This window comes from Aquisalimonas sp. (assembly GCF_007120195.1).
In the GTDB taxonomy this organism is placed as follows: Bacteria; Pseudomonadota; Gammaproteobacteria; order Nitrococcales; family Aquisalimonadaceae; genus Aquisalimonas.
Window position 1 is genome coordinate 1 of sequence record NZ_SKOG01000237.1, and the last position, 26,850, is coordinate 26,850.

Here is a 26,850-nt window from a genome sequence, read left to right on the forward strand (position 1 = left end):
CCCTACGGCGAGGACCGGCAACACCGCCTCGGAGGCGCACCGGCAAGCCCTCCGGGAGCGCCTGTCCGGCCGCGCAGCGGTGTTGCGCCTCTTGCCAAGGGCGACGGCCATTGGCTGCGAGTCGCGCCTTGCTCCACGGCCGGACAGGCAGCTCAAAAGATAACGAATTTCGGTTACAGGACACTAATGCGCTGACTCAGCGGTGCGTGCCGGCACCACAGCGCAGCATCAGAGCCAAGCGGGCCGTCGTCGCTGTGGTTGTGCCGCTGGACGCGCTCCTGCCACGCCTTCTCGCCGCCGCCCAGCGACTCGCGGAGTGGGTGCGCACGCTCGAGTCAGGAGACGCGGATCATTCCGCCCACTGACCAAGCCGTTCCGTTAGCGACCCGATTCTACACGGACGGAGCCGGACTGAAGACATGCAGACTCGAAGGACCCTGCGGTTTCTGATCACTTACGCCCTGGTGGGTATTGCTGCCGCGGTTACCATTACCTGGTTATTCCCCGGGATGCTCGGCCTGTCCGACAATGGGCAGCCCGTGGTGACGGTGCGGGAAGCCCCGCACACGGGCCGGGACGCCGGTGAACAAGGGGTTGGCAACACGGGCCCCGCGTCCTACGCGGATGCCGTGGATGCCGCGGCTCCCGCGGTGGTGAACATTTTCACCGCGACCCGCGTCGGCCGCGGCGACCATTCGCTGTTCGACGCACCACTGTTCCCGGATTTCTTCGGCGAACGCGGCGGGGCGCAGGGGCGGCCGGATACCAACCTTGGCTCCGGGGTCATCATCAGCGACAGCGGATACGTCCTCACGAGTCATCACGTCATCGAGGGGGCGGACGCCATCCAGGTCTCCCTGAACGACGGCCGTGCCCGCGAAGCGCAGCTCGTGGGCACGGACCCGGAGACGGATCTGGCCGTGCTCGTCATCGACATGGACGACTTGCCCGTCATTACACTCGGCCGCTCCGAGGATCTGCGCGTCGGTGATGTGGTGCTGGCCATCGGCAACCCCTTCGGCGTCGGCCAGACAGTCACCCAGGGGATTGTCAGCGCCACGGGGCGCAGCCGCCTCGGCCTGACCACCTTCGAGAACTTTATTCAGACCGACGCGGCCATTAACCCCGGCAATTCCGGCGGTGCGCTCATCAACGCCCATGGCGATCTCATCGGTATCAACACGGCGATCTTCAGCCGCTCCGGTGGTTCCCACGGCATCGGATTCGCCATCCCTGCCATGCTCGCCCAGGGCGTGATGGAAAGCATCATCGAGGAAGGACGGGTCATCCGCGGCTGGGCCGGCGTGGAGGTGCAGGACCTTACCCGATCCCTGGCGGAGTCCTTCGACCTGGATTCCCGCGACGGCGTTCTGGTCGCCGGCGTCATGCGGGGCGGCCCGGCCGACGATGCGGGCCTCGTGCCAGGGGATGTGGTGCTGTCGGTGGACGGGGAACGGCTGCGTAACAGTCGTGATCTACTGATGCGGATCACCGAGCGCAAGCCAGAGACCACCGTGACCATCGCTGGGCTGCGCGATGGTGTAGCCTTCGAGCGGGAGCTCACGGTGCAGGAGCGCCCCGCTGCACGGCACCTGCAGCGTTAGTGTCCCGTCACCGCGACTAGCCCGCCAGGGCACTATCGAGCGCCTGCAGGAAGCTGGCGTTCTCCTCGGCGGTGCCCACCGTCACGCGCAGGCAATCCGTGAGCATGGGATGCGAGCCGTCCAGGCACTTGATCAGCACGCCATCGTTGCGCAGGGCGCCATGGATGGCAGCGGCCCGCCCCGGCGCCGTACGAAAGGTAATGAAATTGGCGTCGCTCGGCCAGGCCGCCACGCCCGGCCGCCTTGACAACGCGTCAAACAGGCGCTCCCGTTCTGCGCACAGCGCCTGCGTTTGGGTGCGCAGGCGATCGGCATGATCCAGGGCGAACGCCGCGCTCGCCTGGGTCAACGCATTGATATTGTACGGCAAGCGGCATTTCTCGAACTGGGCGATCCAATCGGGATGGCCGGCAAGATAACCCAGGCGCAGACCGGCCAGCCCCATCTTGGAGACGGTACGCATCACAAGCAGGTGCTCGTAACGTTCCAGGGCCGGCATCCAGCTGCGCCCACAGAAGGGCTCGTACGCCTCGTCGACCACCACCACACCCGGCGCGGCCTCGATGACCGCCTCCATGGCGGCAGACTCAAAAGCGTTCCCCGTGGGATTATTCGGGTAAGCCAGGTAGACGATCGCCGGCTGGTGTCGGCCAATGGCCGCCACCATGGCGCCGGTGTCCAGGTGAAAATCCCCCTCGCCCAGGGCGACTTCCTCGAACCACATACCGGTAAACCCGGAGATCAGCCGGTACATGACGAAGCTCGGCCCCGGCGACAGCACAACACGCTCGCCACCGCCCCCCAGGGCAAGACCCAAGAGCTGTATTAACTCGTCGGAGCCGTTACCCAGCACCAGGCCCGCCTGGGCTGGTACGCCACCCTCGCGCTGAAGGCGCTGTTTCAGCACTGCCGCCGTGGGATCCGGGTAGCGGTTGATGCTCACCTCGGCGAGCACCTGCAACCAGGCCTCCCGGAGTTCACCGGGCCAGGGATAGGGATTTTCCATGGCATCGAGCTTGACCATGCCGGTGGCGGGCGGCACATGGTAGGCCTGCATGGCCTGTACCTCGGGCCGCACCAGCCGGGTGATCCGCTGCGCCAGGGCGTCACTCCTGCTCATAGTCGCGAACCCGGTAAGCCGCGGACTCGGCGTGGGCTGTCAGCCCTTCCGCCCGGGCAAGGATGGCGGCCACGCGCCCAAGCTCCGCAGCGCCCGCCGGGGTCGCCTGAATCAGGCTGCTGCGCTTCTGAAAATCGTACACGCCCAACGGCGAGGCGAAGCGCGCCGTCGCGGAGGTGGGTAGCACGTGGTTCGGGCCGGCGCAATAATCACCCAGCACCTCCGGGGTGTGGCGACCGAGGAAAATGGCACCGGCGTGCCGGACCCGCTCCGCCATCTTGCGGGGCTGGGCCACGGACAGCTCCAGGTGCTCCGGCGCAATGGAGTTGCTGACCTCCTCGGCTTCGACCAAATCCCGCACGTAGATCAGCGCACCGCGGTTGGCAAGCGCCGCGCGTATAATCTCCGAGCGCTCCATGCCGGGGAGCAGCCGCTCCATGGAGTGCTGGACCTGATCCAGGTAGAAGGCATCCGGGCAGACCAGGAGCGCCCGCGCCATCTCGTCGTGCTCCGCCTGCGCGAAGAGGTCCATGGCGATCCAGTCGGGGTCTGTCTGCCCATCGCAGATGATGAGAATCTCCGATGGACCGGCAATCATGTCGATGCCAACGCGTCCGAACACCCGACGCTTCGCGGCGGCGACGTAGGCATTGCCCGGGCCGACGATCTTGTCCACCGCCGGAATGGTCTCGGTGCCGTAGGCCAGCGCGCCGATCGCCTGGGCGCCACCGATGGCGTAAACGCGGGTGACTCCGCCCAGATGGGCCGCGGCCAGCACCAGCGGCGCCACCTCGCCGTCCGGTGTGGGCACAACCATGACAATATCGGCCACTCCGGCCACGCTGGCCGGCACGGCATTCATCAGCACCGAGGATGGGTACGCCGCCTTGCCGCCCGGCACATACAGCCCGACGCGATCCAGCGGCGCCACCTTCTGGCCCAGTACGGTACCGTCGGCTTCGGTATACTCCCACGACTCCATACGCTGGCGCTCGGCATAGGCCCGGATGCGCTCCGCGGCCCGGTTGAGTGCGTCCCGGGCCTGGTCATCCAGGCCATCGAAGGCCGCTCGCAGGCGCTCGGGCGCGATCGCCAGATCCGCAACCCGAGCCACGTCGAGCCGGTCGAACTGACGGGTGTAGCGCAGCACGGCTGCATCGCCTTCCTGGCGCACAGCCCCAAGAATGGCGGTCACGGCCTCTTCGACACCGTCTGTCTCGTTGGCGGCTTCCCTGGTGAGCCGAGCCAGGCTCTCCCAGAAGTCCGGCTGGGTTGTACTCAGCCGCGTAATCTCCAGCATGACGCCTCTCGTTCCTTCAGGCTGCGCGCTTGCCAACAGCGCCGGCAAGGCACTGGGTGAACGCCTTGATCCGGCGATGCTTCATCTTCATCGCCGCCTTGTTGACGATCAGTCGCGCGCTGATCTCTGCCACGTGCTCCAAAGGCTCCAGGCCATTGGCACGCAGCGTATTGCCGGTGTCCACCAGATCCACGATGAGATCCGAGAGCCCGGCCATCGGCGCCAGCTCCATGGAGCCGTAGAGCTTGATGGTCTCCACCTGGCGTCCCTGCTCGGCAAAGTAGCGCCGTGCGATATTGACAAACTTGGTGGCCACCCGGACCTTGCCGCGCCCGGCGTTGGCTCCGGGAAAGCCCGCGACCATCATCCGGCACCGGGCGATACCGAGATCCAACGGCTCATAAAGCCCCTCGCCACCGTGCTCGAGTAACACGTCCTTGCCGGCAACCCCCACGTCCGCAGCGCCGTATTCCACGTAGGTGGGCACGTCGGTGGCGCGCAGGATCACGAGTTTGACGGCCGCGTCGCTGGTATCCAGCACCAGCTTGCGGCTCGTGTCTGGATGATCCAGCGGCGCGATTCCGGCATGGGCGAGCAGCGGCAGGCTCTCTTCCAGGATCCGTCCCTTGGACAGGGCGATGGTCAGCGTTTCGGTCATGGTCTCAACCGTCCTGATGCCTGTCAGGCAGGCACACGGCGGATTTCCGCGCCGAGCTGTGCCAGCTTCTCTTCGATACACTCATAACCGCGATCGATATGGTAGATGCGGTCGACTTGCGTTTCCCCTGCCGCCACCAGCCCCGCCAGCACCAGGCTCGCGGAGGCCCGGAGGTCTGTGGCCATGACCGGTGCACCCTTGAGCGTGGAGACGCCGCGACAGATGGCGGTATTGCCTTCCAGGCGGATATCCGCACCCATACGCTGCATTTCAAGGACGTGCATAAACCGGTTCTCGAACACTGTTTCGGTCACCGTGGCGGACCCGTCCGCGACCGCATTGAGCGCACAGAACTGCGCCTGCATATCCGTGGGAAACGCCGGGTAGGGAGCGGTACGCAGGCTCACCGCCCGGGGGTGCTTGCCATGCATGTCCAGGCTGACCCAGTCCTCACCGACCTGGATCTCGGCGCCGCACTCCTGCAGCTTCTGCAACACGGCATCCAGGAGCCCGGCGCGGGTATCGCGCAGATGCACACGCCCTCCGGTTATTGCCGCCGCCACAAGGTAGGTGCCGGTCTCGATACGGTCCGGCAGTACCTGATAGCGGGTGCCGTGCAGGCGCTCGACCCCCTCGATGGTAATGGTATCCGTCCCGGCACCCCGGATGCGCGCCCCCATGGCCATGAGGCAGTCGGCAAGGTCCACCACCTCGGGCTCACGGGCTGCGTTCTCGATGACCGTGGTGCCCTTGGCCAGCGTGGCGGCCATCATGAGGTTTTCGGTTCCGGTGACGGTAATGAGATCCATGACGATCCGCGCGCCGTGCAGCCGATTCGCCCGTGCGCGGATGTAACCACCCTCGACGCCGATGTCGGCACCCATGGCGATCAGCCCATCGACATGCAGATTCACCGGCCGCGATCCAATGGCACAGCCACCGGGGAGCGAGACGTCGGCTTCGCCGTAGCGCGCCAGGAGCGGGCCCAGTACCAGGATGGACGCCCGCATGGTGCGCACCAGCTCATAGGGGGCATACAGGCTATCGATGGTCGTCGGGTCCACCTCGATGCCCATGCGCTCATCCACCGTGAGCCGCACGCCCATGCGACCCAGCAGTTCCATGGTGGTGGTGATGTCCTGGAGATGCGGGATATTGCCGATCGTCATCGGCCCATCGGCCAAGAGGCTGGCGGACAGGATGGGCAAGGCAGCATTCTTGGCCCCGGAGATACGGATGCTGCCGTCCAGGGTGTTGCCACCGTTGATGATCAGTTTCTCCATGAATCCGTATCCGCTCCGAGTGCAGGGCGCGCGGCGCGCGAGGACTTACGTCTGGCCTTGCTCCCACTGCTGCGGGGTCAGCGTGCGCATGGACAATGCGTGCAGCTGGTCCGAGTGGATATGCTCTTCCAACACACTGTAGACCAGGCGATGCCGGGCCAGTGGTGACTTCGCCTCGAACGCCGAACTGACAATGACGGCCTGGAAATGGCGGCCATCGCCCTCCACCTGCGCGCGGCAGTCCGGCAAGCCATTCTCGATCAGCTGTTTAATGTGCTGGGGGTCCATCATGACGGGCGGTCACTCCTGTACTTCAGTGGCCGATGTGGCCCCGCTCCCGCGGCGCCGCGGACAATGCGTGGCGTGGCTCCTGGCGTAAAAGCCCAAAGGGCGAGGAGCAATGCTTGCCCGCACGCATTAGTCGTCGGCCAATGGCAAGACGGTGTCCACGCCACTGACCCGGGCGAGGGCAAGCATTTGATCGGGTATATTAGCAAACTCGATACGACCACCGAGATCCCGTTGTTGCCGGGTCCAATGAATCAGCAGCGCCACGCCCGCGCTGTCGGCTCGGGTGACCCCGGCAAGATCGATGGTCACACCGCCATCGCCGGACAGCAAGGCCGTGCCCTCGCGCCAGAGCGAGCGCGCGGTGGTGAAATCCACTTGCCCCTCCAGGCGCAGCCGGTCGCCACGCTCCGTGGCGCGCAGCCGGGCCGTGCTCAAAATTCCGTTTCCCCGCGGCGATTACGCTCGTGTAGGCGCTCCAGCAAACCCTCCATGCCGTTACGGCGGATTTCACTGCTGAAGGTGTCGCGATAATTGGTTACCAGGCTCACGCCCTCGATCACCACGTCATACACCTGCCAGCCGTGCTCGTCATGCTTCCGGAATTGGTAGGTCAGCGGAATCGCGGGTCCATCGCGCTGCGCTACCTCGACCCGCACGGAGCCTCGCCCGCGGTCCTCGTCCACCCGCTCGGCGTGGTAGCGCACGTCTTCACCGTCGTATTCGAGCAGCGGCTGGGAATACGTACGTAGCATCAGCGTTTTGAGCTCCTCTGTGAAGCGCTCACGCTGCTCCGCGGAGGCCTGGTTCCAGTGACGGCCGAGTGAGAAGCGGGTAATCAGCTGGAAATTGAAGTGCGGGAGGACTTCCTTGCGCACCAGGTCGTAGATGAAATCCGGGTCGTCTTCAAGGTTATTCTCGTAGGTACGCAGTTCCTCGAGAACACGCTCCGTGGTGTCCTTGACAATCTCCCCGGGGTTTGGCTGCTCTGCCCCTGCTGCGCCTGGCAGCAGGAACGCGAACACAACCAGCGTCACGCCCAATAGCCTGCGCCTCATGAGACCGCCCATCTGCTCGGCCAGGCGCCCGTGAAGGCGACGCCGACCCATTTGCGTGCGTCTATTAGTCATCGTCATTACCCATCTGGTAGAGGAACTGTCCGATCATGCGCTCGAGCACTAGAGCGGACTGTGTCAATGTGATTTCGTCCCCGTCTCGGAGATAGAAATCCAGCCCACCGGGGTCCAGGGCAATATACTGCTCGCCCAGTAGCCCGGAGGTGTAGATGCTGGCGCTGGTATCTTCCGGAAATTCGTACCGTTCGTCGATGCGCACGGTCACCTTCGCCTCGTAGGTGCTCGAATCGAGCTCCACGTCGGCAACCCGCCCGACCCGTACGCCACCCACCGTCACCGGAGCGCGCGTCCGCAAACCGCCGATATTCTCGAAACGCAGCTCGAGCTCGTAGCCACCGCGGGCGTCGAAGACCTGGACGTTGCTGACCTGGATGGCCAAGCCGAACAGCGCCGCAGCCCCCATGGCCACGAACACCCCTACCCAGATCTCCACGAGTCGTCTGTTACGCATGCCGGCTCCCGGTTTCAGCAAATGTTGAGCGTCCCATCATCCAAACATCACCGCGGTGAGCACAAAATCCAGCCCGAGTACAGCCAGCGCGGTGTAAACCACGGTGCGGGTCGTGGCCCGGCTGACACCCTCGGAGGTGGGTTCGGCATCATAACCCTCGAAGACTGCGATCCAGCTCGCCACAAAACCGAAGACCACACTCTTAATCACACCGTTGAGGATGTCCTCGCGAAACTCCACGGCATCCTGCATCTGCCCCCAGAAAGCCCCGGCATCGACACCCAGCAGGCCGACGCCGATCACATACGACCCGAGGATGGCCAGAAAGCTGAAGATGGCCGCCAGCAGCGGCATCGCCAGGAAGCCCGCCAACAGCCGCGGCGCGATGACGCGATTCATAGGGTCTACCGCCATCATCTCCATGCCGGAGAGCTGCTCGGTACTCTTCATTAATCCGATCTCGGCGGCAAGCGCCGAGCCGGCGCGGCCCGCAAACAGCAGCGCCGTGACCACCGGCCCCAGCTCGCGCACAATGGACAGGGCCACGAGCACGCCCAGGGACTGCTCGGCGCCGAAGTTCAGCAAGGTGGTGTAGCCCTGCAACCCGAGCACCATGCCGACGAACACGCCGGATACGACAATGATCACCAGCGACAGCACACCCACGGAGTACAGTTGCTGCACCACCAGGCCGGGCCGCAACACGAGGGCGGGCATTCCCGCAAGGGCCCGCAGCAGGAACAAAAAGGCACGGCCGAACCGCTCGGCGATGGCCAAGGCTCGGGCGCCGAGGCGCTGGAATCCGTTTACCATGCGCCGCGGCTGCTCCGTGGCTGACTCATCAGATCCTCATCGAAACCAAGCGCCGCGGGGTAATGAAAAGGCACTGGCCCGTCGGGCAATCCATGCATGAACTGTCGCACCCACTCAGACTGAGACTCGTAGAGTGCCCCGGGGGTTCCTGACTCGACAATGCGGCCGCCGTGGAGCACGTGGATCCGGTCGGCAATGCGGGCTGTCTCTGCCACGTCGTGGGAGACGATAATACTGCTCAACCCCAACGCATCGTTGAGGCGGCGGATGAGGTCCACCAGCACGCCCATGGAGATCGGATCCTGCCCGGTAAACGGCTCGTCGTACATCACCATGGTGGGATCGAGGGCAATGGCGCGCGCCAAAGCCACCCGTCGGGCCATACCGCCCGAGAGCTGCGCAGGCATGAGATCGCGCGCGCCACGTAGGCCGACAGCCTGCAGCTTGAGCAGGACCAAATCCCGAATCAGCGGCTCGGGCAAATCGGTGTGCTCGCGCAGCGGAAACGCCACATTGTCGAACACGCTCAGGTCGGTGAACAGCGCCCCGCTCTGGAACAGCATGCCCATGCGGCGCCGCAGCTTGTAGAGCCCCCGGGTCGACAGGCCGGCCACGTGCTGACCCTCCACGTGGATCGTGCCCCGATCGGGCTGCAGCTGACCGCCAATGAGCTTGAGCAGGGTCGTCTTGCCGGTACCGCTGGGTCCCATGATCGCTGTTACTTCACCCCGCCGGATGGACAGCTCCACCCCGTCGAACAGCAGCCGCTCGCCGCGCGAGAAATGCAGATCCCGGATGTCCACGAGATGATCGCCGGCGTCGGCAAAGGTGTCGGCCATAAACTGGGTCCAGGGAGCGTTCAGCTTGCAGCGGCAACGAGTATCGAGCAACACCTGCGCAGAGTCAATGACCGAGCGGTCAGTCATGAGGGCTGCTACCATGCCGGCCACAACCACCGCCAAAGGACCGCTGGATGCAGGCGATCATTCCCTGGCTGACGCTGCTGGCCGGATTCGTCGTGCTCGCCTGGAGCGCGGACCGCCTGGTGGCAGCGGCCTCGGCACTGGCGCTGCACCTGGGGCTGACGCCCGTCCTGGTCGGGCTTTTGATCGTTGGCTTCGGAACCTCCACCCCGGAACTGCTGGTCTCGGCCCTGGCGGCCCTGGAGGGGCAACCGGAGCTGGCCCTGGGCAACGCGCTGGGTTCCAATATCGCCAATGTGGGGTTGATCCTTGGGGTCACCCTGGTCCTGTTCCCCCTGCCGCGCCAGGCCGCCGGCCAAGGGCTGACGGTGTTGTTGCTGACAGTGGCGACCACCGTTACGCTGGTGCTGCTCGCCAACCTTCATCTCGGTCGCCTGGAGGGGGGCATGCTGATGTTGGGCCTGGCACTGAGCCTCGCCTGGCTGGTGCGGGCGAGCTTACGGGAACCAACACCCCAGGCGGGCATCCCAAGCGCGGCCGCCATGGGCCCGGCCCGCAGTACCATCGAACTGCTGCTGGCCCTGCTGGTGCTGCTTGCCAGCGCCCGCGCGCTCGTCTGGGCGGCTGTCACCCTGGCTGAACAGGCAGGCATCAGTGAGCTGGTCATCGGGCTGAGTATCGTCGCCGTGGGCACAAGCCTGCCGGAGCTGGCGACCACGATCGCCGCAGCCCGCCGCCGGGAGCTCGGCATGCTGTACGGCAACCTGATCGGCTCGAACCTGTTCAACCTACTGGCAGTGCTGGGTGTCACCGCCCTGCTCCAGCCCCTGACCATCGCCCCGGTGGTCTTCCTGCGCGATGGGCTTACCATGGCGGCGCTGACACTGCCCCTGATTGTGCTTGGCCTGGGCCGAATTTCGGGCACCCGCGTGCTCGGCATGGCGCTGCTAGTGATCTACTTCAGCTACCAGGGGCTCCTATTCGTCGGTTCCGCGGTAACCTGAGTTAGGGGAACTGATCCCGCGCATGTGCCCTCTCAGGCATAATGCTGTGACCCTCAACGGAGCATCAGCGATGAGCCTAAAGACCGGCGAAGTGCGCAGCCACATTACGGATGAACGCCTGCGCTCCCTGGGCCAGGCGGTGCTGGAGACGGAAGCTGCGGCCATCACCGATTTGCTACCCCGGATCGACGACGCGTTCGTGCGTGCCTGTCATTTTATGCTCGGTTGCGAAGGGCGCATCGTTGTTCTGGGCATGGGCAAATCCGGACACATCGCCGGTAAACTGGCGGCCACCCTTGCCAGCACCGGCTCGCCGGCCTTTTTCGTACACCCCGGTGAGGCAAGCCACGGCGACCTCGGCATGATTACCACCAAGGATGTCGTCCTGGCGTTGTCCAATTCTGGAGAGACGGACGAGATCATCACCATTTTGCCCTTGATCAAGCGCCTCGCCGTGCCGCTGATCACACTGACCGGCAAGCCACAATCGACGCTGGCACAGGCAGCATCGGTCAATATCCACGTGGGCGTAGTCCAGGAAGCATGCCCGCTGAACCTCGCCCCCACTTCCAGCACCACGGCGGCCCTCGCCATGGGCGATGCCCTGGCGGTGTCACTGCTGGAGGCCCGGGGTTTCACTCGCGAGGATTTCGCCCGCTCCCACCCCGGCGGAAAACTCGGCCGCCGCCTGTTGCTGCTGATCGATGACATCATGCATCGCGGCGACGGTATTCCGCGGGTCCCGCCCACTGCCTCCGTACGCGACGCGCTCGTGGAAGTCAGCCGCAAGGGCCTTGGCATGACCGGGGTCATGGACGGGGACGCGCGCCTCATGGGCATCTTCACCGACGGCGACCTGCGGCGAAGCCTGGATCAGGGCGTGGATCTGCACGGTACAATGGTCGCTGAGGTGATGACCCGGAACTGCAAAACCATGCATGCCGGCAGCCTGGCCGCCGAAGCGCTGCAGACCATGGAAGAGCACAAGATTAACGCCATCATCGTGCTGGATGATGCCGATCGCGTGGTTGGCGCCCTCAATATGCATGACCTCTTGCGCGCGGGGGTCGTGTGATGGCGCGGGCGCGGGCCAATCTTGCACCGGCCATGGACGCCCCGCTGAGGGCGCGGGCCGGGGCCATCGCCCTGCTGGCGCTGGATGTGGACGGCGTACTCACGGATGGCACCATCTACTACGGTGCCGAGGGGGAGGTCGTGAAGGCCTTCAACATCATGGACGGACTCGGTGTGCGCCTGCTCGAGCGCGCCGGGATCCGTACCGCCATTATCAGTGCGCGGGAATCACCCCCGCTTCGCCGCCGCGCGGTGGATCTGGGGATTGAGCTGACCTACTTCGGCCGGCACGACAAGGTCGCTGCCTGGGAGACCTTGTTGGCCCGAACGGGCATCGCTGCTGCGCATGCCGCGTTTGTCGGCGACGATCTCATTGACTTGGGCGTGCTGGCACGCGCGGGCCTCGCGGTTGCCGTGAGCAACGCCCACCCGGCCGTGTGTGAACAAGCCCATTACGTCACCGTGTGCCCCGGCGGCAAGGGCGCCGTTCGGGAGATCGCCGAACTTCTGCTTGCGGCCCGGGGCGCACTCGATGGAGTGATCCAGGAGTATGCTGCCGGATAGACGCTGGACATTCCGGATTGTCGTTCTCGCGCTGCTGGTGGTCGTGGGCTGGTGGGTGCTGGACGAGGACACCCATGAACCCGTCGTCGTGGATCCGGACGACACCGTGGAACGCCCGGACTACGTCATGGAGACCTTCACCATGAACGCCACCGACGAGGACGGCCGCGCAACCTATCGGGTTGCCTCGCCGCGCATGGAACACTTCCAGGGTCAGGATCTGTGGCTGATGGAAACGCCCCGGATCACGCACTTCGTGGACTCGGGCGAGCCGTGGCATCTGCGTGCCGAACGGGGCCGCGCGTGGAACAACGTGGAGGACGTCCACCTTCAGGGCGATGTGGAAATTCGGCGTGCAGGAGGTGCCGACAATCTGCCCGCCAATGTGGACACCAGCGAGGTCTATCTGAAGCCAGAAGAGCGTTACGCGGAAACCGATCAGCACGCGCTTTACTGGCGGGAAGGCGCCCGCGTCGAGGCCGTTGGCGTGCGCGCCTACATGGACCGGGAAATCCTGGAGCTGATCTCCGACGTGCGAGGACGCTATGATGCGCCGCAGTGAACGCCACTACCAGCGCCCGAGTTCGGGCGCGGCTGCACGCCTGCTGCGCTTCACCGCCCTGGCCGTCGCCCTGGGCTGCATGGGCATGGTGGCCGCGCAAGCGCAGCCCATTGATCTCGACGCCGACACCGCGGAGATCGATAACGTCCGCGGCGTCAGCGTCTACACTGGCAACGTCGTTCTCACCCGCGGAGCGCGGCGCATTACCGGCGACCGCATGACCGTTCACTTGCGCGAGGGCGAGGGCGGCCAAGCCCTTGACCATGTCGTGGTCGAGGGGGAGCCGGCGATTTATAACCAGCGCGGCGGCGAGGAGCGCAGGGCCATAGAGGCGGAAGCACCGCGGATGGAGTATTACGCCACGGGTCCGGAAAGGATCATCCTGCTCAAGGGTGCAAAGCTGACCCAGGGCCGCAACACGTTCACAGGCGAACGCATTGAGTACGACGTCACCGAGGACCTGGTCCACGCACGCGGCGAACCGGAGACGGGTCGCCGCGTACAGATCCGACTGTTCCCTGACGACGAGGACAATGGAGCCGACGAGTGAGCCTGCTGCGCACGGAGGGACTGGTTAAGGCGTACCGCCGCAAGACGGTCGTCCACGGGGCCACACTGGAGGTCTCCAGCGGTGAAGTTGTCGGACTGCTGGGGCCGAACGGGGCCGGAAAAACCACCTGCTTCTACATGGTCGTGGGGCTGATTCCGGCGGACGGCGGCGCCATCGAGCTCGATGGCAACGACATCACGGATTTACCCATGCACATACGCGCGCGCCGGGGCGTCGGCTACCTCCCCCAGGAGGCCTCCATCTTCCGCAAGTTGACGGTGATGGACAACCTGCTCGCCATCCTGGAGACGCGCCCGGAGCTGAACAAACAGCAGCGGCGTGAGGGCGCCCGGGAGCTGCTGGAGGAGTTCAGTGTCGGCCACCTGCACGACCAGGTCGGCATCAGCCTCTCCGGCGGAGAGCGGCGCCGGGTCGAGATCGCCCGGGCGCTGGCGGCGAACCCGCGGTTCATCCTCCTGGACGAGCCCTTCGCCGGCGTCGACCCGATCTCCGTGCTGGACATCCAGGCGATCATTCGGCATCTGGCGGAACGGGATATCGGCGTTTTGATCACCGACCACAACGTGCGCGAGACACTGGGGATCTGCCAGCGGGCCTACATCCTCGCCCAGGGCGAAGTCATTGCCCAGGGCACGTCGGATGAGGTGCTTGCCAATCGGCAGGTTCGCGAGGTCTACCTGGGCGAGCACTTCCGCCTGTAAAAGGAGGCTGAAAAAGCCCATTCTGCCTCCTTTTCAGCTCGCCGCGGCCCGCCAGGAGCCTGTCGGCTTCGGGGCGATCGTCGCGAGCCAAGTGGGACGGGGCGACTGGTGTCCTGACCCAACAGTGGCGGCCAATGACACGGGCGAAGCGGCCCTGGCACGGAGACAGGACGTTACGCAAATATTGGGCCAATGTTCTAAGACAACACGGAGTCGGTTAGGATAGATGGCGCGAAGGCACTCAACCCTACAGCCCATTCGTCCTGATCCGCAGCCCTATGGGGTAGCAGGAACGAGGCATTGCCAATGAAACAGTCGCTGCAGCTCCGTCTCGGCCAGCAGCTCACCATGACGCCGCAGCTCCAGCAGGCGATCAAGCTCCTGCAGTTGTCCACGCTGGAGCTGCGCACGGAAATCCAGCAGGCACTGGACTCCAACTGGATGCTGGAACCGGCAGACGAGCTCGACGATGTTGACGGCGGCGAGCTGGCTCCTGAGAACGCCAGAAGCGAGGATCACGGCGAGGCCAAAGAGGAGCCCGATGATGCTCGCGGTGACACCGCGATGGATACACAGTCGGAAAGCGACGATGGGGCTGACACCGCCGAACAGGAACCCGCTGCAGAAGAGCGCACCGCGGAACAGTCCGACATCCCGGACGACCTGCCCTTGGATTCCGACTGGAACGACATTTACGACGGCAGCACGTCGTACAGCGCATCGGGGCCGGACGACGATCAGCGCGAGACCTGGGAAAACCGCACGGCCGAAAGCGGCGGCGGGCTGCACGAGCACCTGCTCTGGCAGGCGCAACTGGCCCACTTCAGCGCGCGCGACATGGCCATTGCCGAGGCAATTATCGATGGCGTTCGCGACGACGGCTATCTCGGCATCTCCATCGCGGAAATCTGCGATGCCGTCGCCGACGAAGACGGGGTGGAAGCCGACGAGGTAGAAGCTGTGCGCCATCTCATCCAGCGCTTCGACCCGGTGGGGGTGGCCTCCCTGGATCCGCGCGAATCACTGCTCGTTCAGCTGGATCAGCTTCCGGAAGGCACGCCTTGGCTTGCCGAGGCACGCCTGCTCGTGGACCGCTACCTGGACCTCCTCGGCAGCCGGCAGCTCAACCAACTCACCCGCAAGTTGCGCGTCTCCCAGGCAGAATTCGGAGAGATCCTGGATCTCGTCCGTTCACTGGATCCACGCCCTGGCTCCCAAATCGGTACCGCGACGGCAGAATACGTGATCCCCGATGTCTACGTCCGCAGGGAGCGTGGTGTTTGGCGGGTGGAACTCAACCCGGACGCCGCACCGCGCATCCGGGTTAACAGCTACTACGCCGGGCTGGTTCGGCGCGGAGACCAAGGCAGCGACAACGCCACCATGCGCCAGCACCTCCAGGAAGCGCGCTGGTTCATCAAGAGTCTCAAGAGCCGCAATGAAACCCTGCTGAAGGTCGCCGAGTGCATCGTCGCTCACCAGCAGGCGTTTCTTGAGCACGGCGAGGAGGCCATGAAACCGCTGGTGCTGCGCGAAGTCGCCGAAGAGGTGGACATGCACGAATCCACCATTTCGCGCATCACCACCCAGAAGTATATGTACACGCCGAGGGGCACCTTCGAGTTCAAGTACTTTTTTTCCAGTCATGTACACACTGTCGACGGAGACGAGTGCTCGGCCACCTCAATACGCGCGCGTATCCGGCGCCTGATCGCTGAGGAGGACCCACGCAAGCCGCTCAGCGATAGCAAACTGGCCGAGATTCTCAAAAATGACGGAATCGATGTGGCGCGAAGGACGGTGGCCAAGTATCGTGAATCCATGTCCATCGCGTCATCCAACGAAAGAAAGCGCATCGCTTGAGGAGACAGACACGCGTTTCCTTGACTTGTTTCTCATCGAGCAGGAGGCCTTATGCAGATCGACGTCACCGGGCACCATCTGGACCTGACCGATGCCCTGCGCGATTACGTCCACAGCAAAATGGAGAAACTGGAACGCCACTTTGACAATGTCGTGAATGTGCATGTCATTCTGACTGTCGAGAAGCTCCGACAGAAGGCAGAGGCGACTATGAAGCTCAGCGGCGCGAAGCTCTACGCCGATGCCAGTGCCGAAGACATGTACGCGGCTATTGACGGCCTGGTGGAAAAACTGGATCGCCAGGTGAAGAAGCACAAGGAAAAAGTCACCGACCATCGCCGAACAGAGGGCGCTCAGGCCAAGGCCCAGGGTGAAGGCGACGAGGACTGAGTTCGAGTCTCAGTGGTCGCGAGGGGGCGGCCACCACCAAGAACGGATGCCGCAGACATGACCCTGCGTGGAAAACAATGATCAAGATTGCCGACCTGATCACCCCGGAGCGCGTCGCCTGCGACGTTGAGGTCACGAGCAAGAAGCGTGGCCTGGAAGTGCTTAGCGAGCTGGTCGCTGCCTCCGATCCCTCTCTACCCGCAAACACCATTTTCGACAAGCTCGTCGGCCGGGAGAAGCTGGGCAGCACGGGGCTTGGCCACGGTGTCGCCTTGCCCCACGCGCGCATGGACGGCAAGGATTCGGCGGCGGCCGCGTTTGTGCGAACCCGTGATGCCATCGACTTCGACGCCTTTGATGGCGAGCCCGTGGATCTGTTGTTCGCCTTGGTGGTGCCCGAGCACTTCACTGATGAGCATCTACAGATCCTGGCTCGCCTCGCGGAGATGTTCAGTGACCAGACCTTCTGCAGAAAACTGCGTGAGGCCAGGGACGCCCGGAGCTTATTCCGCCTGCTGACGCAGTGGGAGTCGGACCAGCAGCGCAGATGAGCGACATAGGCCCGGGCGCAATCGGGAACCCCGTCACAACCATCCCCGGCGTGCTGGTCCATGTCCACGGTCGTGGCCTGCTACTTACCGGCGAAAGCGGCATCGGCAAGAGCGAAACGGCCTTGCTATTGCTCGATCGCGGCCACCAGCTGGTCGCCGACGATGCGGTTGAGCTGCGGGTCGAGGCGGGGCGACTGTGCGGGCGCGCAGCCACGGCCCTGGCGGGTCAGCTGGAAATACGCGGGATCGGGCCCTGCTCCGTTGCCGCGCTGTTCGGGCCACAGGCACTGCGACAGGAGGCACCCGTGGACCTGATCCTAAACCTGTCTCACCCGGCACACTGGGCAGAGTGGCCGCGGCTGGCCCCCCGCCAAGACCAGACAACCCTCGCAGGGGTGCAGGTTCGGCGCCTGCACCTGCCCGTGGCGCCGGAACGGCCCGTAGGCCTACTGGTCGAAGCAGTGGCACGACTTGACGTTGCACAATGCCTGAGCGGAGGTCTCGACCCATGAGTGAACGCACACGGTTGATCATCGTCAGCGGCCTCTCCGGCTCCGGCAAGACAGTCGCCCTGCACACCCTGGAGGACAGCCGCTTTTTGTGCATCGATAATCTGCCGGTGACCATGCTCTCGAGCTTCGGCCAGCATGTCACGAGCCTGGGCCCGGAGACGACCGGCTATTATGCCGTCGGGGTGGATGCCCGTAACCCCATGAATGACCTGGAAGCCTTCCCGGACATTCTCGCCGAGCTGGAACGGGTCACGGGCATGCGCCCGGAGATCCTGTTCCTCACCGCTGACGAGGACACACTGATCAAACGCTTCTCGGAAACGCGCCGCCGGCATCCGTTAAGCGCAGGCAATCTGCCGCTGGCCGACGCCATTGCCCGCGAACGCGACCTGCTGGCGCCTCTTCAGTCCCGCGCGGATCTGGTCATCGACACCACGGCCACAACCCTGCATCAACTGCGCGACCTGGTGCGCGAACGCTTGGTTGGCCACAATCAGCAACTCTCTTTGCTGTTCCAGTCCTTCGGCTTTAAACACGGCGTCCCCAGCGACGCGGATTTCGTCTTCGACGTGCGCGTGCTGCCGAACCCGCACTGGGAGCCGCATCTGCGCCAACAGACCGGGCGTGATGCGGCTGTGGCGCGCTACCTGGCTGCCCACGAGGACGTGGAAAGCATGTACGCAGACATTCGCGACTTCCTGGCCCGCTGGATTCCGGCGTTCAAACGCGAGAATCGCAGCTACCTGACCGTCGCCATCGGCTGCACCGGTGGGCAGCACCGTTCTGTCTACCTCTGCGAGCGCCTGGCCGCACATTTTCACGACGGCGCCCAGCGGGTCAGTGTCAGGCACCGAGAGCTGTCATGAGTGTCGGCATTCTGCTGATCACCCACAATCGCATCGGCTTCGAGCTCCTGGAAACCGCCAGGCAAACCCTCGGCTTCTGCCCTGTCCAGACCCGGGTCCTGGATGTCGCCCAGGACGACGACCCCGACCGGCTCTGCGAACAGGGCGCTGATCTGATCCGTTTACTCGACGGTGGTGACGGTGTGCTCCTGCTCACCGACTGCTATGGCTCCACACCAGGCAACATCGCCGCCCAGCTCGCCCGGAATCATCGCATTACGGTCATTGCGGGGGTCAACCTGCCCATGCTACTGCGCATCTTCAATTACCCGGGGCTCAAGCTTTGGGAACTTGCTGAGAAGGCCCGCGCCGGCGGCAAAAACGGCATCATGCTGATGGATACCTACAGACAAGCAAGGGAGCGCTAACCGCGTGCCGACTCGCGAGGTCACCATCATCAACAAGTTGGGTCTGCACGCCCGTGCAGCCGCGAGGTTCGTGACGATCGCCAACCGTTTCCAGGCGGGAATCCTGGTGCACCGGGACGACAAGACCGTCAACGGCAAAAGCATCATGGGCATGATGATGCTCGCCGCCGGACGCGGCACCACGCTGACCCTGGAAGCCGAAGGGGAGGACGCCTGCGAGGCACTGGATGCGCTTGAGGCGCTGGTCAACGACCGCTTTGAGGAATCCGAGTAGACATGACGGCGCATTCATCACTTCGCGATACACAATTCCCCGCCTGGCTCCAGTGATACACTGAGCACGGCACTAAGCACGGCGGGCATGGCGCCCGGTTTCGATGGCAGGCCCTTGAGAGAACGCCCATGAAGGTCAAACAACTGATCGAAGCCTGGGAAGAGTCGGCAAGTGAAGCGCGCACGGCCGAAACCTACAACGTCCACCTGCCCCTGCATGATGCGGCCAAGCTGGCCGCCTTGCGCGAGATGTTCCCCGGTCGCACGGAGGAGCACCTGATCACCGACCTGCTGTCCGCCGCCCTGGATGATCTGGAAGCCGCTTTTCCTTACGTGCAGGGTCAGCGCGTCATCGCCGAGGACGAGCACGGGGACCCCATCTACGAGGACATTGGCAGCACTCCGCGCTTCAACGAGCTCACGCGCAAGCACCTCGAGCGCATCAAAAAGCAGATGGAGGACGCCTGAGCGCCCGACGATCCTGTGTGTTGCGGGTCGAAACCACGATCACTGACCGGCGACCACGACATCGTCCAGCAGCAGTGAGCCAGTGCGCACGCTGCCGCGGGTGTCCATATCCGTCCCCACGGCCCGCAGGTTACGGAACATGTCACGGAGATTACCGGCGACGGTGATCTCCGCCACCGGATCGGCCAGCTGACCATTTTCCACCAGGAATCCGGCCGCACCGCGGGAGTAATCGCCGGTGACTGGATTCGCGCCCTGCCCCATGAGCTCCGTGACCACCAGGCCACGACCCATATCCCGCAGCAGGCCGTCGAAATCCAGTACTCCCGGCGCCACGGTCAGATTATGCACTCCGCCGGCGTTGCCGGTCGTGGTCAAGCCGAGCTTACGCGCGGAATAGCTATCCAGCACGTAGCCGCGCAGCACGCCGCCGTCAACGAGCACGCGCTCGGCGGTGGCGACGCCTTCATTGTCAAAGGGCGCGCTACCCAGGGCCCGGGGCAGGTGCGGGTATTCGGTCATGGTGACGTGGGCCGGGAATACCTGCTCACCCAAGTGATCGAGCAGAAACGAGGCGTGCCGGTAAAGGTTGCTGCCGCGCACCGCGCCCAGGAAATGGCCAATCAGCCCGCGCGCCGCCTCCGGTACATACAGCACCGGCATGCGCCCGGTGTGCGCCTGGCGGCTGCCCAGGCGCCGCACCGCGCGCTCGGCAGCGCGCCGCCCGACGGCCTCGGGCGTCTCCAGAGCACCAGCCTCACGGGCCACCGTGTACCAGTAATCCCGCTGCATGTCCGCGCCTTCGCCAGCAATCACCACGCAGTTCATACCATGCTGCGTGCCAACGGTGCTTCCCAAAAACCCATGGCTCGTGCCGTAGACGCGCAGTGAGCGGCTGGTACTAACGCCGGCCCCCTCGGAGTTGCTGATGCGGGCATCGGTATCCAGCGCAGCCGCCTCACAGGTCAAGGCCCGCTCGATGGCCTCATCAACCGTCAATGCCCAGGGATGATCCAGATCCAGGTCAGGGATGTCCCGCGCCAAGTGGTCCGGATCGGCCAACCCATGGGCCGGGTCCTCGGAGGTGTAGCGGGCGATGCTGCAGGCCGCGGCCACCGTCTCTCGCACGGAATCCGCTGAGAAATCGCTGGAGCTGGCCGTCCCCTGGCGGTGCCCGAAGTACACGCCAACGCCAAGAGCGCGGTCGCGCTCATGTTCCAGCGTCTCCACCTCGCCACGGCGCACCTGCACGGAGAGCCCGGTACCCACGTTGACCGCGGCCTCCGCACTGGTTGCGCCCATACGTCTCGCCTCCTCCAGCACCTGCTCGACAATCCGTACCAGCTCATCCTGGGTGGGCAGCCCCGCATTACGGGCAACGGTTGGTGTCGTCATGAATCGCCTCTGCGTTGTTCGGTCAGCCCGTTCCAATTGGCGCAGTCGCCTGCGTAAACCACGGTATGGGAGCGGGTGTTGCGGTCGAGTAGCCCCGCATCGAAGCGCCTCACGCTTCGGTCCCGCCGACAGTGAGCGCGTCCACCTTGAGCGTGGGCTGACCCACGCCGACAGGCACGCTCTGGCCTTCCTTGCCGCAGACGCCGATACCGCTGTCCAGTTCCAGGTCGTGACCCACCATACTGACCTGCTTGAGCACCTCCGGCCCGTTACCGATCAGGGTCGCCCCCTTGACCGGCCGGGTGACGCGGCCGTTTTCGATCAGGTAGGCCTCGCTGGCCGAGAACACGAACCGCCCGGAGGTGATATCCACCTGACCGCCGCCGAAGTTCACGGCGTAAATGCCCTGGTCCACGGATCGGATGATCTCTGCGGGGTCGTGGGGACCCGCAAGCATATAGGTATTCGTCATCCGCGGCATGGGCAGATGCGCAAAGGACTCCCGACGGCCGTTGCCTGTGGGCTGCATCCCCATGAGGCGCGCATTCATGCGGTCCTGCATGTAACCCGCAAGCCGGCCATTTTCGATGAGGACCGTGCACTCCGTGGCCACGCCCTCGTCATCCACGTTGAGGGAGCCGCGGCGCCCCGGAACGGTGCCGTCATCGACCACTGTGCAATACTCTGAAGCCACCCTCTCGCCCATACGCCCGGAAAACGCCGAGGTGCCTTTGCGATTGAAGTCGCCTTCGAGGCCGTGGCCCACGGCCTCATGTAACAGAATGCCCGGCCAACCGGGACCGAGGACCACTTGCATCGTGCCGGCGGGGGCAGCCACTGCCTCCAGGTTCACCAAGGCCAGCCGCACCGCTTCCCGGGCATAGCCCAGGGCCCGTTCCTCATCGAAAAAGAACGTGTAACCATGGCGCCCGCCGCCTCCGGCGCTGCCGTTTTCGCGCCGCCCGTTTTGTTCAGCCAGGACGGAGACGTTCAACCGCACCAGCGGGCGCACGTCAGCGCTGAGACGCCCCTCATTATCGGCCACCAAAACAATGTCCTGCAGGCCGGACAGGCTGACCATGACCTGTTCCACACGCCGATCCTGCCGCCTGGCCTCAGCGTCCACGCGGCGAAGCAGATCCACCTTGTCCGCATCGGCCATCGCATCCAGGGGATTATCGGACCTGTACAGGTTGAGCCCGGAGCCGCGCTGCCAGGCCTGAATGCGGCCGCTGCCGCCGGAGCGCGCAATGGCGCGGGCGGCACCCGTGGCCTCCATGAGCGCGGGCAGCATGATCTCGTCGGAATAGGCAAAACCGGTCTTCTCCCCGCTCACAGCGCGCACGCCCACACCCTGATCGATGCTGTGACTGCCTTGTTTGATCAGCCCATCCTCGAGCACCCAAGTTTCGTGACGGCTCGCCTGGAAATACAAGTCCGCCGCATCAATGCTCGGCCCCATGAGACGGGTGAAGACATCCTCCAGGGAGGCTTCATTGAGTCCGGCTGGTGTGAGCAGGCGCTCGGTTGCAATCGACAACGTCTGGTCCATAGTCGTCTCAGGCCTCGTGGTTGGCGGAACGCGATTGCGGCGAGGGACTCGCCGATGACTCGGCAGGGCCCACGACATGGGAGCATGCCAATCGCCGGTGGTTCAAGGACGGAAAGCGGGTACGCACCTCTGCGAGCCGATTCCGATCCAACTCGCCCAGGACGACGCCCGAGCCGCGGTAGAGGCTGTCTTGAACCACACCCCAGGGGTCGAGTACCAGCGAGTCGCCGTGGGTCTCGCGCCCGTTGACATGGTAACCGCCTTGTCCTGCGGCGATGATGTAGCACTGGTTCTCGATCGCCCTGGCGAGCAGCAGCGGTCGCCAGTGAACCCCTCCGGTGCGGGCGGTAAAGGCCGATGGCAATACGAAGAATTCGGCGCCGCGGTCCAGCATGACCCGGAAAAACTCCGGGAAACGCAGATCGTAGCAGACAGCAACGCCCATACAGCCGAACGGGGTATCCACCGTGACAACCTCGTCCCCGGGCTCGAGGGTGGCCGATTCCTGGTAAGCGGCCTCGCCCTCCACGGTGACGTCGAACAGATGCAGCTTGTCGTAGCGCGCGACCCGCTCACCTCGGTTGTTGAAGACCAGGCAGGCGGCACGGGCGCGATGGCGGTCCCGCCCCCGCATGGGAATCGTTCCCGCCACCAGCCACACACCGCAACGCTGGGCCTGTTGCGCGAAGCAATCCTGAATGGGACCGCCGCTGTCGGGCTCGATATGGGCGAGTTTGTCCCGTTCGTCCATGCCCATGATGGCCACGTTCTCCGGCAATACCACCAGCTTCGCGCCTGCGTCGGCCGCCATGCGGATCAGGCGGCTCGCCTCGTGGAGATTGGCCTTCACCCGCGGGCCCGAAGCCATTTGTACGGCTGCGACGCGCGTACCGGAATCGATCTTCGTATTCGTCATGACGGCGTCCTCATCCGCTTTGCCCCGATTGTACGCCCAGCGCGCCACACCGTCCCGGACGGATCCGTCCGTTCTTATTCCGGGGCACGCACACCAGGTGGCCCGGCCTCCGCGGCGGGCGTCCGAGCGCGGCGAACCGGCGTGATGACCGGGTCGGCCCACGGCCCAGTGACGCGGTAGCGCAGGCGGGCGATGCGGTCAAAGCCGTCACTGAAGACCTGCTGGGCGAGGAACATGACCACAGCGCCGGGCGGCCCGCCGAAAACGCCCCCTAGGATCGGCAACGTCGAGGAGGCCTTCGGCGTTACGGTCACGGTCTGATTGTATGTCCGTTGGCCCAGATCGACCGGACCGGAGGCCTCGATCCGCGCCGCGGGGCCGTCCATGACCAGTACCCTCGGGGTCGCCACGCCGTCCTTGATACTGAAATCGGCATCGATGCGGTCAAAGGCAAAGCCCTCCGCGAACACATCGCCGAAGTTGAGCATGAGGCGGCGCGGCAAATTCGCAACGCTCAACAGACCAAAGACACGCCCCGCTCCCGGCTCCACTTGGGTCAGAAACCCGCTTCGCAGCACGAGGCTCACTGTGCCGTCCAGGGTGTCCAGGTCGAGGGGCAACGGCGCCGAGCGACTCTGGAGATCAATGTTGCCGTGTCCCCCGCCGCCGCGAATAACCCCCTCGTATCCCAGCCCGGACAGTAGTCCACCCGTATCATTGCTGTGTACATTCAGCTCGAGCTCCGTGCGGTCCTCCGGATCCCGAAACCACGCGGCCCGGCCTGTCACACTGTGGTGGTCACCACGCAGCAGTAGGCTGCTCAATACGTAGGAATCCGCCTCGGGGGCGCCGAGCAGCTGCAGGCGACCGAGCGGGCGCCCGTCCAGCTCGAGCGCATCGACCTGTGCGCGCAAGCGGGAAAGGCTGCCTGGGTTCACGTCGGCCAGGAGATCATCGGGGATATCCGTGGGCTCGGTCTCGTCGGTGAAGCCCTCGGGTAACGGCAGGCGCAGATGTTCAAAATCGGCCTCCACCGCCAGATTCGGGGAGTCGGGCCAGAACAGCGTACCCTGGGCGCTCTCGCCCGCGAGTGCGAGATCCCAGCCGATGAGATCGCGCTCGCCTTCGACGCGCTGCCCCTCCAAGGTCAGGCCGCCGAGCATGAGCGTCCCAATCGTCAGATTGAGCGTGCTCAGCCTCGTTTCCCCGTGAACGCCCTCCCCGGCCCGGTGCTCGCCATACCAGCGCCACCAGGCCGGCACGTCCAGCGTCTCCACCATGCCGTCCAGGCGGATGCTGCCTGGCCCCGGCAGGGTGGCGCTCTCGCCGCCGAACCGAAGTCCCGCCCGCCGCAGAGCACCATCCGGGCCAGCGTCCACGATGGCGTTCGCACCGGGCCCGTACCGGATTCGCACAGGCTCAAGCCCATCGGCGCTGATCCGCGCGTCGAGCTCAAGAGGCCGCTCATCCGCGGCCTCTTTACCCAGCGGAGCCGGAAGCGCTACGCCAACACCCACAAGTGCGCTGGATGCGGCCAGGTTGACGGCCGGCTCACCGGCCTGCGCCACAGCATCGAAGCGGGGGAAGTCCGCGGTCAGGCGCGCTTCCGCCGCCCCCTGAAGCAGCGCCGCACCGCCGGTCAGCACCGTGTCAAGACGGCCGGCATCCAGGCGATCAGCCGTGGCCGCCAGCCGGATGCGCTCATCGCCGCTGTCACCCTGGTCGGTCGTGATGTCGAGCACAACAGGACTGTCGAGAAACCGCGCGCTGACGCCCTCACCCCGAATCCCGCGCTGGTCGAAACTGACCTCGCCATTCAGCGCCTCGACGGCGAGATTAGACGCTCCCAGGCGCACACGCCCGTCCCGCAGCCGTACGTCACCGTTCAGGCTCATCGGCGTGTCATCAAAGGGAATGACCATGCTGAGGTCCAGATCGTGTTCGCCGTCCAGGCGCAGCCCGCCGAGGGGGGCCTCCAGCATGTCACGTGCCGGGGGCATCTCCCGCAGGAAATCGAGATAGGCATCGCCGGGACCGCGGACGCGACCGTCTACCCGCAGCGGGCTGCGGGCAAGATCCTCGATACGCGCCCGGGCGTCGCGAATGCGGGCGCCGCTGATGGTGCCCCTGGTCGCGTCGATCTGCATGGAGCGCCCGTGAAAGTGGAGGACACCGTCCAGCCCCGTGATGGGCGGCCACTCCGGCTGGTAGGCCAACATCACGTCCTCCACATCCGCCTGCACCTCGAAGCGTCCGCTACCGTCGTCGAACGGGAAGTCTTGGGCGCGGCCATGGAAGACCACGTCGGCCCGCGTAGCGGTACCGCCGTGGATGCTCTCATCCAGCCACTCCACAAGTCCCGGCAGCATAATGCCAACAGGCAAGTAACGACTGGTGTTACCCGCGTTGTCCGCGCGCCCTTCGACGCTGGCGCGGATGTCGAGGAATGGTGAGCCATCGGGCTGCTTATCGACACGCACACGGCTGTGCGCAATACCGTCCTCATTATCCACCCGGGCGCGGCCGACGTTGACCGTCCATCCCTGGGATGACCAACGCCAGTCGGCCTCCGCCTCGAGCTCCCGAAACGCAATCGGCTCCCGGAACAGATACGGCAAGGCGGCCGCGCCGTCGGCCGCGCGCATGACCAGTTCGCCACGCCGATCGACGCCGTCGGGCTGGGGCAGGCCGTCACCAAAACGCGCCCAGAGTTCCAGGGAACCACCCAGCGACACGTAAGGGGGCGCGTCAGGACCGCCGAGCAGGTGCTCCATGACCTCCCGGCCAACACCGTCACCGCGGACATAGACGTCCATCGGCCCGTGCGTCAGCGGCTGCGCCGCCTCTGAGGGCCAGTGCACGATGAAATCCACACCTCCACCCCACGCCGGGGGCAACTGGCCCGAACCAACCAGCCGGCGCTGCCCGTTCGCCTCATCCACGGTGGCATCCACGTCGCTGAAGCGATAGCGCGCGCGATGGACCTGATCCAGGACATCCATGCGCGCGCCCTCGACGCGCAGGCGTCCGGGATAAGACATGAGGATGTCCAACTCCTCCAGGGCAGCGGCGCGGGGCTCGACGCCCACACCCACGAGTTGCCACGTACCATCGGCATTGCGCTGCACCGTGAGCCTGGGATCCACCAGGACCAGGTCACGCAGACGTGGGGACCAATGACGCACCGATGCAACCACATCCAGATTCACCGCGAGGCGGTCGAAAAACAGCCCGCCCTCCGCGTCCCCAAGGCGGACGCCGCCGAGTTCCACACGGAGCTCACGCCACCTCCAAGTGGCCTGGAGTTCGTCGATCTGAACCTCCTCGCCCATGGCCTCCCCAAGCCGTGCCTCCACCTCGGCTCGGTAGTCGGGGAGGTAGTGAACACCCACGCGGAGCATCACCAACACCACCGCCAGCAGCACCAGCAACGCCGCGATTGCGCCCAGGAGCAGCTTTAGCGGGCGCACAAACACCATCAGCATGGCGCCGGGCCGACAACCGCTCGGTCCCCGGGGTGTTGGCAACCCGGGGGTGGGGAATTGTGTGTGACATAGGTCATGCTGAGATGCTTCCAGGGGGCCGTACCGCAGACGCGCGGCAAC

General features: G+C 65.0%; 29 protein-coding genes. 15 read left to right on the top strand and 14 right to left on the bottom strand.

From position 1 onward, the window contains the following. Positions 1 to 419: 419 nt before the first annotated feature. Positions 420 to 1,604, top strand: coding sequence for a trypsin-like peptidase domain-containing protein (locus QZT63_RS16710; RefSeq protein ID WP_290652683.1), 1,185 nt, complete (start codon positions 420 to 422; stop codon positions 1,602 to 1,604). Between the two features lie 16 nt (positions 1,605 to 1,620). On the opposite strand, the gene hisC is transcribed toward QZT63_RS16710, so the two are convergent. The 10 genes from hisC to QZT63_RS16760 all read right to left on the bottom strand — a co-directional run bounded on the left by hisC (position 1,621) and on the right by QZT63_RS16760 (position 9,492). Further along, entirely contained in the window at positions 1,621 to 2,724 is a 1,104-nt protein-coding gene (gene hisC, locus QZT63_RS16715) for a histidinol-phosphate transaminase (RefSeq protein ID WP_290652685.1), read from the bottom strand. After that, positions 2,711 to 4,024, bottom strand: a complete 1,314-nt coding sequence (gene hisD, locus QZT63_RS16720) for a histidinol dehydrogenase (RefSeq protein ID WP_290652687.1) — start codon at positions 4,022 to 4,024, stop codon at positions 2,711 to 2,713. Before hisD ends, hisC begins: the two co-directional genes overlap by 14 nt. Before the next feature lie 16 nt (positions 4,025 to 4,040). After that, complete coding sequence (hisG, locus tag QZT63_RS16725) at positions 4,041 to 4,682, bottom strand: ATP phosphoribosyltransferase (RefSeq protein WP_290652689.1); 642 nt, start codon at positions 4,680 to 4,682, stop codon at positions 4,041 to 4,043. Between the two features lie 23 nt (positions 4,683 to 4,705). Continuing rightward, positions 4,706 to 5,965, bottom strand: coding sequence for a UDP-N-acetylglucosamine 1-carboxyvinyltransferase (gene murA / locus QZT63_RS16730; protein ID WP_290652691.1), 1,260 nt, complete (start codon positions 5,963 to 5,965; stop codon positions 4,706 to 4,708). Between the two features lie 45 nt (positions 5,966 to 6,010). Continuing rightward, entirely contained in the window at positions 6,011 to 6,256 is a 246-nt protein-coding gene (locus QZT63_RS16735; RefSeq protein ID WP_290652693.1) for a BolA/IbaG family iron-sulfur metabolism protein, read from the bottom strand. 126 nt (positions 6,257 to 6,382) lie between these two features. Beyond that, positions 6,383 to 6,691 carry an STAS domain-containing protein gene (locus QZT63_RS16740; RefSeq protein WP_290652695.1) on the bottom strand — a complete coding sequence of 103 codons (309 nt, stop codon included), beginning with the start codon at positions 6,689 to 6,691 and terminating at the stop codon, positions 6,383 to 6,385. After that, positions 6,688 to 7,383 carry a phospholipid-binding protein MlaC gene (locus QZT63_RS16745; RefSeq protein ID WP_290652697.1) on the bottom strand — a complete coding sequence of 232 codons (696 nt, stop codon included), beginning with the start codon at positions 7,381 to 7,383 and terminating at the stop codon, positions 6,688 to 6,690. The genes QZT63_RS16740 and QZT63_RS16745 overlap by 4 nt, the downstream gene beginning before the upstream one ends. Further along, positions 7,376 to 7,840 (bottom strand): outer membrane lipid asymmetry maintenance protein MlaD, encoded by a 465-nt coding sequence (gene mlaD / locus QZT63_RS16750; RefSeq protein ID WP_290652699.1) that lies wholly within the window; start codon positions 7,838 to 7,840, stop codon positions 7,376 to 7,378. Before mlaD ends, QZT63_RS16745 begins: the two co-directional genes overlap by 8 nt. Positions 7,841 to 7,876: 36 nt before the next feature. Next, positions 7,877 to 8,653, bottom strand: a complete 777-nt coding sequence (gene mlaE, locus QZT63_RS16755) for a lipid asymmetry maintenance ABC transporter permease subunit MlaE (RefSeq protein WP_290652701.1) — start codon at positions 8,651 to 8,653, stop codon at positions 7,877 to 7,879. Further along, positions 8,647 to 9,492: an ABC transporter ATP-binding protein gene (locus QZT63_RS16760; protein ID WP_290652703.1), complete on the bottom strand. Its 846-nt coding sequence runs from the start codon at positions 9,490 to 9,492 to the stop codon at positions 8,647 to 8,649. The genes mlaE and QZT63_RS16760 overlap by 7 nt, the downstream gene beginning before the upstream one ends. Before the next feature lie 134 nt (positions 9,493 to 9,626). On the opposite strand from QZT63_RS16760, the gene QZT63_RS16765 reads away from it, so the two are divergent. From QZT63_RS16765 to QZT63_RS16830, 14 genes are all read left to right on the top strand, one after another. Beyond that, positions 9,627 to 10,580 carry a calcium/sodium antiporter gene (locus QZT63_RS16765; RefSeq protein ID WP_290652705.1) on the top strand — a complete coding sequence of 318 codons (954 nt, stop codon included), beginning with the start codon at positions 9,627 to 9,629 and terminating at the stop codon, positions 10,578 to 10,580. A 70-nt stretch (positions 10,581 to 10,650) separates the two neighbouring features. Then, positions 10,651 to 11,655: a KpsF/GutQ family sugar-phosphate isomerase gene (locus QZT63_RS16770; protein WP_290652707.1), complete on the top strand. Its 1,005-nt coding sequence runs from the start codon at positions 10,651 to 10,653 to the stop codon at positions 11,653 to 11,655. Continuing rightward, positions 11,655 to 12,218: an HAD-IIIA family hydrolase gene (locus QZT63_RS16775; RefSeq protein WP_290652709.1), complete on the top strand. Its 564-nt coding sequence runs from the start codon at positions 11,655 to 11,657 to the stop codon at positions 12,216 to 12,218. Before QZT63_RS16770 ends, QZT63_RS16775 begins: the two co-directional genes overlap by 1 nt. Further along, positions 12,205 to 12,780, top strand: coding sequence for an LPS export ABC transporter periplasmic protein LptC (gene lptC, locus QZT63_RS16780; RefSeq protein WP_290652711.1), 576 nt, complete (start codon positions 12,205 to 12,207; stop codon positions 12,778 to 12,780). The genes QZT63_RS16775 and lptC overlap by 14 nt, the downstream gene beginning before the upstream one ends. Then, the gene (gene lptA, locus QZT63_RS16785) at positions 12,764 to 13,330 is read left to right on the top strand and encodes a lipopolysaccharide transport periplasmic protein LptA (protein WP_290652713.1); all 567 of its coding nucleotides are present in this window, start codon (positions 12,764 to 12,766) and stop codon (positions 13,328 to 13,330) included. The genes lptC and lptA overlap by 17 nt, the downstream gene beginning before the upstream one ends. Then, on the top strand, positions 13,327 to 14,052 hold the full coding sequence (gene lptB, locus QZT63_RS16790) for an LPS export ABC transporter ATP-binding protein (protein ID WP_290652715.1): 726 nt from the start codon (positions 13,327 to 13,329) through the stop codon (positions 14,050 to 14,052). Before lptA ends, lptB begins: the two co-directional genes overlap by 4 nt. 306 nt (positions 14,053 to 14,358) lie before the next feature. Continuing rightward, positions 14,359 to 15,915, top strand: a complete 1,557-nt coding sequence (locus QZT63_RS16795) for an RNA polymerase factor sigma-54 (protein WP_290652717.1) — start codon at positions 14,359 to 14,361, stop codon at positions 15,913 to 15,915. 51 nt (positions 15,916 to 15,966) lie between these two features. Further along, positions 15,967 to 16,305 (top strand): ribosome-associated translation inhibitor RaiA, encoded by a 339-nt coding sequence (raiA, locus tag QZT63_RS16800; protein WP_290652719.1) that lies wholly within the window; start codon positions 15,967 to 15,969, stop codon positions 16,303 to 16,305. 77 nt (positions 16,306 to 16,382) lie between these two features. Then, positions 16,383 to 16,856: a PTS IIA-like nitrogen regulatory protein PtsN gene (gene ptsN, locus QZT63_RS16805; RefSeq protein WP_366637440.1), complete on the top strand. Its 474-nt coding sequence runs from the start codon at positions 16,383 to 16,385 to the stop codon at positions 16,854 to 16,856. Then, positions 16,853 to 17,368, top strand: a complete 516-nt coding sequence (locus tag QZT63_RS16810; protein WP_290652721.1) for a hypothetical protein — start codon at positions 16,853 to 16,855, stop codon at positions 17,366 to 17,368. The genes ptsN and QZT63_RS16810 overlap by 4 nt, the downstream gene beginning before the upstream one ends. Continuing rightward, positions 17,365 to 18,234, top strand: a complete 870-nt coding sequence (gene rapZ / locus QZT63_RS16815) for an RNase adapter RapZ (protein ID WP_290652723.1) — start codon at positions 17,365 to 17,367, stop codon at positions 18,232 to 18,234. Before QZT63_RS16810 ends, rapZ begins: the two co-directional genes overlap by 4 nt. Beyond that, complete coding sequence (locus QZT63_RS16820; RefSeq protein WP_290652725.1) at positions 18,231 to 18,641, top strand: PTS fructose transporter subunit IIA; 411 nt, start codon at positions 18,231 to 18,233, stop codon at positions 18,639 to 18,641. The genes rapZ and QZT63_RS16820 overlap by 4 nt, the downstream gene beginning before the upstream one ends. A gap of 4 nt (positions 18,642 to 18,645) precedes the next feature. After that, complete coding sequence (locus QZT63_RS16825) at positions 18,646 to 18,915, top strand: HPr family phosphocarrier protein (protein ID WP_290652727.1); 270 nt, start codon at positions 18,646 to 18,648, stop codon at positions 18,913 to 18,915. Positions 18,916 to 19,043: 128 nt separating this feature from the next. Beyond that, positions 19,044 to 19,382 (top strand): type 1 pili tip component, encoded by a 339-nt coding sequence (locus tag QZT63_RS16830; protein ID WP_290652729.1) that lies wholly within the window; start codon positions 19,044 to 19,046, stop codon positions 19,380 to 19,382. Between the two features lie 39 nt (positions 19,383 to 19,421). On the opposite strand, the gene pmbA is transcribed toward QZT63_RS16830, so the two are convergent. From pmbA to QZT63_RS16850, 4 genes are all read right to left on the bottom strand, one after another. Beyond that, on the bottom strand, positions 19,422 to 20,777 hold the full coding sequence (pmbA, locus tag QZT63_RS16835) for a metalloprotease PmbA (RefSeq protein WP_290652731.1): 1,356 nt from the start codon (positions 20,775 to 20,777) through the stop codon (positions 19,422 to 19,424). 109 nt (positions 20,778 to 20,886) lie between these two features. Continuing rightward, a complete protein-coding gene (gene tldD, locus QZT63_RS16840; RefSeq protein WP_290652733.1) occupies positions 20,887 to 22,329 on the bottom strand; it encodes a metalloprotease TldD in 1,443 nt (480 codons plus the stop codon). A 7-nt stretch (positions 22,330 to 22,336) separates the two neighbouring features. Then, the gene (locus tag QZT63_RS16845; protein WP_290652735.1) at positions 22,337 to 23,245 is read right to left on the bottom strand and encodes a carbon-nitrogen hydrolase family protein; all 909 of its coding nucleotides are present in this window, start codon (positions 23,243 to 23,245) and stop codon (positions 22,337 to 22,339) included. Positions 23,246 to 23,319: 74 nt separating this feature from the next. Next, positions 23,320 to 26,730: a YhdP family protein gene (locus QZT63_RS16850; RefSeq protein ID WP_290652737.1), complete on the bottom strand. Its 3,411-nt coding sequence runs from the start codon at positions 26,728 to 26,730 to the stop codon at positions 23,320 to 23,322. Between the last annotated feature and the right edge of the window lie 120 nt (positions 26,731 to 26,850).